At 54.3% G+C, this 4,950-nt stretch carries 6 protein-coding genes and 1 pseudogene; 1 reads left to right on the forward strand and 6 read right to left on the reverse strand.

The genetic code is table 11. The annotated features are described in order from the left end of the window. Positions 1–575 precede the first annotated feature (575 nt). The gene (locus C7445_RS13990; RefSeq protein WP_134161294.1) at positions 576–836 is read left to right on the forward strand and encodes an SHOCT domain-containing protein; all 261 of its coding nucleotides are present in this window, start codon (positions 576–578) and stop codon (positions 834–836) included. A 2-nt stretch (positions 837–838) separates the two neighbouring features. Here the strand turns inward: C7445_RS13990 and C7445_RS13995 are convergent, their stop codons facing one another. The 6 genes and pseudogenes from C7445_RS13995 to C7445_RS14020 all read right to left on the reverse strand — a co-directional run. Then, positions 839–1,108: a type II toxin-antitoxin system RelE family toxin gene (locus C7445_RS13995; RefSeq protein ID WP_134161295.1), complete on the reverse strand. Its 270-nt coding sequence runs from the start codon at positions 1,106–1,108 to the stop codon at positions 839–841. After that, positions 1,089–1,349 (reverse strand): type II toxin-antitoxin system Phd/YefM family antitoxin, encoded by a 261-nt coding sequence (locus C7445_RS14000; RefSeq protein WP_134161297.1) that lies wholly within the window; start codon positions 1,347–1,349, stop codon positions 1,089–1,091. Before C7445_RS14000 ends, C7445_RS13995 begins: the two co-directional genes overlap by 20 nt. 55 nt (positions 1,350–1,404) lie before the next feature. Continuing rightward, a complete protein-coding gene (locus tag C7445_RS14005) occupies positions 1,405–1,926 on the reverse strand; it encodes a hypothetical protein (RefSeq protein WP_134161299.1) in 522 nt (173 codons plus the stop codon). After that, a complete protein-coding gene (locus C7445_RS14010) occupies positions 1,923–2,438 on the reverse strand; it encodes a hypothetical protein (RefSeq protein ID WP_243835209.1) in 516 nt (171 codons plus the stop codon). The genes C7445_RS14005 and C7445_RS14010 overlap by 4 nt, the downstream gene beginning before the upstream one ends. Positions 2,439–2,524: 86 nt before the next feature. After that, positions 2,525–4,663, reverse strand: coding sequence for a hypothetical protein (locus tag C7445_RS14015; RefSeq protein ID WP_134161303.1), 2,139 nt, complete (start codon positions 4,661–4,663; stop codon positions 2,525–2,527). After that, positions 4,660–4,950, reverse strand: a pseudogene (locus C7445_RS14020) (conjugal transfer protein TraC); the annotation flags it as partial. The pseudogene C7445_RS14020 and the gene C7445_RS14015, both read right to left, overlap by 4 nt.

The raw sequence follows: 4,950 nt of genomic DNA on the forward strand, positions 1-4,950 counted from the left end.
TCATAGGTCGCCTGGGGCAAACGTAGGACGTGAGTGCCGACAAACCGCGCATATGTGGCTACTCGCTTCACATGTCGGTCTGCGTCGAGGTCACCGTATTCGGCAACAAAGGCGATCGATTCGAAGAGCGAAGTGAGTTTCACAATCATCAGCTCCTTGTGTGTTCAGGGTAACGTAGACACACAAGTAAAACACGCCAACTTTGAGCCATTTTTCGAAAATTTGAGAAGAAAACACGGTGTGTTATAGTGAGGATAAAGATGTGACGTGGTGTTCATCCTAAAATCCACCCACCAGCGTGTATACTGGTGGGTGGGAAGGCCTGCAGCGCATGCATCGGGCCGACATATTTCGGTGCAGGGCAACCAGCCTATAACCCAGCCAGGTTATTTGTGGGGCTGGTTGTCTTGTTTATGTGAAGCAGGCTCTCGCTCGATTTCAACTTCAATTTTCGCACCGCGCCACCCCCTCTTCTTGCAAAGTCCCTTTGCAAGCGCTGCAAGGACTCACAGCAGGGTGGTCGCGAATGCATGTACTGGTTGGGGTTGTCCCCATGCACGTAGGATAGCACATACATGTCGGTCTTTGGGGTGTTGCGAATGATGGTCGACTATCGTTTTGGTATGATGGGATTTTACTGGTTTCTCTCCGTCCTCATGCTCTTAGCGGCCATTGTCCTTGTGGTTTGGGTGATTATCCGCATGAAACCGTTCGGCTCTCAGGGTCAGCATGAACCGTACGATCGTGCCATTGAGGTTCTCCGCGAACGATACGCGCGTGGCGAGATCAGCCGGGAAGAGTACTTGGAACGCTTGGAGAATCTGCAGAAATCATAGGGCTAATGCTCCATGCGTTTCAGACGCCGGTATACTTCATCGTCATTGCGCTTTCCAACTAACAACACATGGATTTCGTCATCGTCCACCGAGTATATGATTCGATATTCACCTATGTCCACGCGAAAGTATTCGTAACCTTTGAGTTGCTTAGCATCATGTGGATACGGGTTAGATAGCAAATCAAAAATCCTTACAACAACTTGCCGAAACATTTTCGATTGAAGTTCCGACAGAAAATCTTTTGCAAACTTAGTAATCCGAAGTTTCATTTAAGCGCTCCGTCAACCATGTTTTCGTCTCTTCTTCGGTGAGAAGCCCTTCTTCGGCAGCCTTTTTCGCCTGTTCTCCCCACCACAAGTCCTCAAGCTCTTGCAAACGCTCGAATTCTTCTATCGACAGCATCACGGCAATCGGCTTTCCGTTTTTTTCGATGAGTACAGGGTCCACCTTAATGCTACTCATCAATGTTCCAAATTGGTGGCGAACGTCGGTTGCGTTCACAGTCTTCATAAACCTCACCCCTCATGATTCATTTTATTTATTTTGTTCATTTTATACAATATACTCACGAAGCCTTGTTTGCTTTCGCCTTTGCCCGTCGCCACGGCAGCGTCCTATCCAACACCACCTCAATCCGCTGTTGCCGCTCTAACCACTCCGCCCACCCCGGCACGAGCGCCAGATCCGCCTTGTCGAGCGTGGACATCCAGACGATCCGCCGACGGCGCTTCTTCCAGAAGTGGCGCATCGTGAACCATCCGACCACCGTCCAACCGAACGTCGCCGCCCGTGGCCAAGGCATCGGAGCCCAAATAATGTAGGCCAGCCACAATCCGTAGTACGAGTACTTCCGACCGCGCTCCTTAATGACCTCAAGTGCTTTCTCGTACCTGACCCACTCGAAACCCGAGAAGAGCACGCTGAGCAAAATCATGAGGATATAACCGGCCGGCACAATGCTCAACGCGATGAAGCCCGGCATCCAAAAAGGGATCGTGTGCCATACATGGCGGAACAAATGCGCTTCCGCCGGGCTGTATGGGATTTTGAGATACCAGTGATGAATGAAATGCCATACCCCTTTCATGCACGGTCACCTCGCTTCGATTCGTCCTTCATGCCAGGGAATACGATGAGTCGTGCTCGGCGTAACTCAGGTATCACAGACTCCTGCGCACGCTGTACCGCAAGTTTTTTATCCCGAACTCGTCTTCGCGCTTCGAAAATCTGCCATTCGCTATACGTCAGACCTTTCGATGCTCCTCCGCCCGGATCCGTATTATCGAAAAAGTCAATGAAACTCATGAACCATTTCAAAAGAAAGAAGCCTACGATCATCAAGATGCACGGCACCGTGAAGAAGTCCACGAGAAATTCCGTTCCAGTATAAGGAAGTGCAAACCACATCGCATAGAAAAAGGCGCATCCCCAAAAGAACATCGCGTACCAGAAGCTCACAATCTGTGATGGTGGCTCCGAGAATTCAAACGGCGCTTCGTCCACCGCACGGTGCGGATAATCCATGGCCCAAAAGAACAAGGTCCCATACCATGCGATGATGGCCGGCGACCACCACGGCAACATGTGTCGTAGATGCATGAAAAACACGCCTGGATGCATGTGGATCACCTCGTATCCGAGCATACCATGGCGTGTTCGTGGACGTAGCTTGGTTCAGACCTAATTTACCGGCGATATATGAGCGCATTGCGCGCGTCATCCAGAAACGCTTTGCTCCTCTCTCTTTGTACCTTATGCGGATCCTTCGGTCTCTCGAGCACTAAGCGCCCGGCTTCCACGGCTTCTCGCGCCTTCCGGTCAAGCATCGCAGGCCGATACGCCGTGAAGGCCTCCCGATACGCCTGTCTTATGTCGGGCGACCACGTGCCTTGATCGCGAAGGTGCTTGCCATCCTCCCACTTGGTCTCCGCTTCTTGCAACAAGGACTGAACGGTCGACGAATCAAAGCCTGAACGTCGAAGCTCGGCGAGCCATTGCGCTTTCGCAGCCTCATACCGTTGCTCGGCTTGAGACAGTGGCAATTGCATCTGTACGCCCGTCTGGGCGGTCGAACGACCACCACTCACCGTACCCGGCGAGGTTGTCGGAGCACTTGAATACGAACTGGGAGATGTGACGTCCGCAGGAGCTGACATCGCGGGAGATGTCGTAACCGACGCGGGGTCTGCATTAGCACCCGTGCTATTCATCCACTCACTCGCAAGGCTCGGCAGACGCGTTTTCAGCTGATTGAGTTCAGCAACTTCGCGCAGGTTTGCGCGTAGGGCTTCCAATCGCTCAGAACGATTCTTGTCATGCACTTGGTAACTTTGCGCCAAACCCGCTGTCAGATTGGACATTTCTGTAACGGGCCTACCAATCCACGGCTTATCTCCCCAGGTACGTTTCGTATAGTTGGCGACCAGTTCGGAAGTATTCGCGGCTCGGCGCATGATCTTGGCCGTCGCGCCCCCTTCGCTTTGATATCCTCGCCATGATGTTCGAAGCCAAAGTCCCGCATGGCTTTGTGCGAATCCATCTCTGAAGCTTCGTGCCGCATCCGCTAGTGCGCCTACCGCGTGAGATTCATGACGTCTTCCCGCAACAGAAACGCTTCTTTTAGAACCAGAAATCTGTCCTCCAGTTGCCTCCAAACCTGCTCCACCCGCATGCAATACGTCTCCTTGTGAGCCGAGCTTATTCTGCATCATCACATCCTCGATCGACGCACCCGACTTGAGTGTGCCTGCGTACATCTCGGGACGTCGTTCGATGGCCTTCTGTGCGACTCGACGTCCCACCGTGTTATCGATCGCATGCGCCATCTTCCCAAGCGTCGCCCCCGTCGCCTTAGCCGTGCCGGTCACCGCCATCTTCCCAGCCAGGTCTCCCGCGACAGCCGACGCTCCGACCATCGCAAGGTTGCCCCAACGCATGCCGTGATCCGAACCGAAGAGCGACGCCCCAAACGCCTGGGCTACCACGTCGATCAGCTTGCGCACATAGACCGCAGACGACAGCAGCCCAATCGTCCCCGCCAAGGCCACAAACACGTCTTCTGCCGTGAGCGCCGTGCCGCTGGCCGGGGACACCACCGCGCTCGCCACCCCGTACACGACCGCTTGGCCAAGCGGCACCGCCATCTGGTACACCCATTCGACCCACCACGTCTTCGTGATGCCACGCGTCTTGTCGTTCGCGTAAAACGCCATGGCAAGCGGGAACAAGAGCATCCAGACGTACAGGAACACCTCGCGGAACTCGTACACGATCCATACGATGAACGCGAGGAGCGCCTGCAAGAAGTTCACAATGCTGTTCAAGAGCGCCTGACCGCCACTCGTACTGAGCGGCGTCCATTTTTGCGGTGCGCCCAGGTGTAAGAAATAGTCGCTCGCGTAATAAAAGAACTCGGTCACCAACAGCGCCAGGTGCTGACCCTGCCAGATAAGAAGCGCAGACACGAAAAGCCCGATCACGCCTTGTTTCATCCGCTCCCGCTGCACAGCACTTTCCCTTGCCCCCGACACTTGCACGACGAGCAAGTAGATCGAGATGAGGAAAAACGACCACCCGAACACCCAAAACGCCGTCGCAAACGGTTCGAGTGTCGCCACGGCGTGTGCATCCATCACGTCCGAGAAACTTCCCGTGCCCCAACCTGGCGCATTTGACGCGTTATGAAAGTAGCCACCGAGGATGATGTTCCCCATCACATCCGGCGCCAGGTTGTTCCCCGCGGCCACCGTGTGATTCAACAGTGACTGAAGCCCATTGGCCAGGGCGTTAATGAGATTGGCGATAAGCCCGGAGAACCAGTTCACGCGAGCCACCTCCGCTGCATGGCGAGTTCCGCATCCGACTGCACAAACCTCGTTGTGAAAAGCTCGAATTCATCCGCAAACGGAACAAGTTGGTTGTAAAACACCTCACCGCCGACCCACCAACGGGCTTGCCCGTCGCGAAATGCGATGAGCTCTTCAAATTCGTGTTCCTCAAGGCCGAAGTTCTCGATGACCGCTTCCTTATCGAGCTTATCCTGGCGCAGCAGAACCTTCGTATCAGAGTTTTGCAGGATCGCCCGCCCCTGCTCGCTCTCCGCAAACTTGCG

The sequence above is a fragment of the Alicyclobacillus sacchari genome, from assembly GCF_004366795.1.
GTDB lineage: Bacteria > Bacillota > Bacilli > Alicyclobacillales > Alicyclobacillaceae > Alicyclobacillus > Alicyclobacillus sacchari.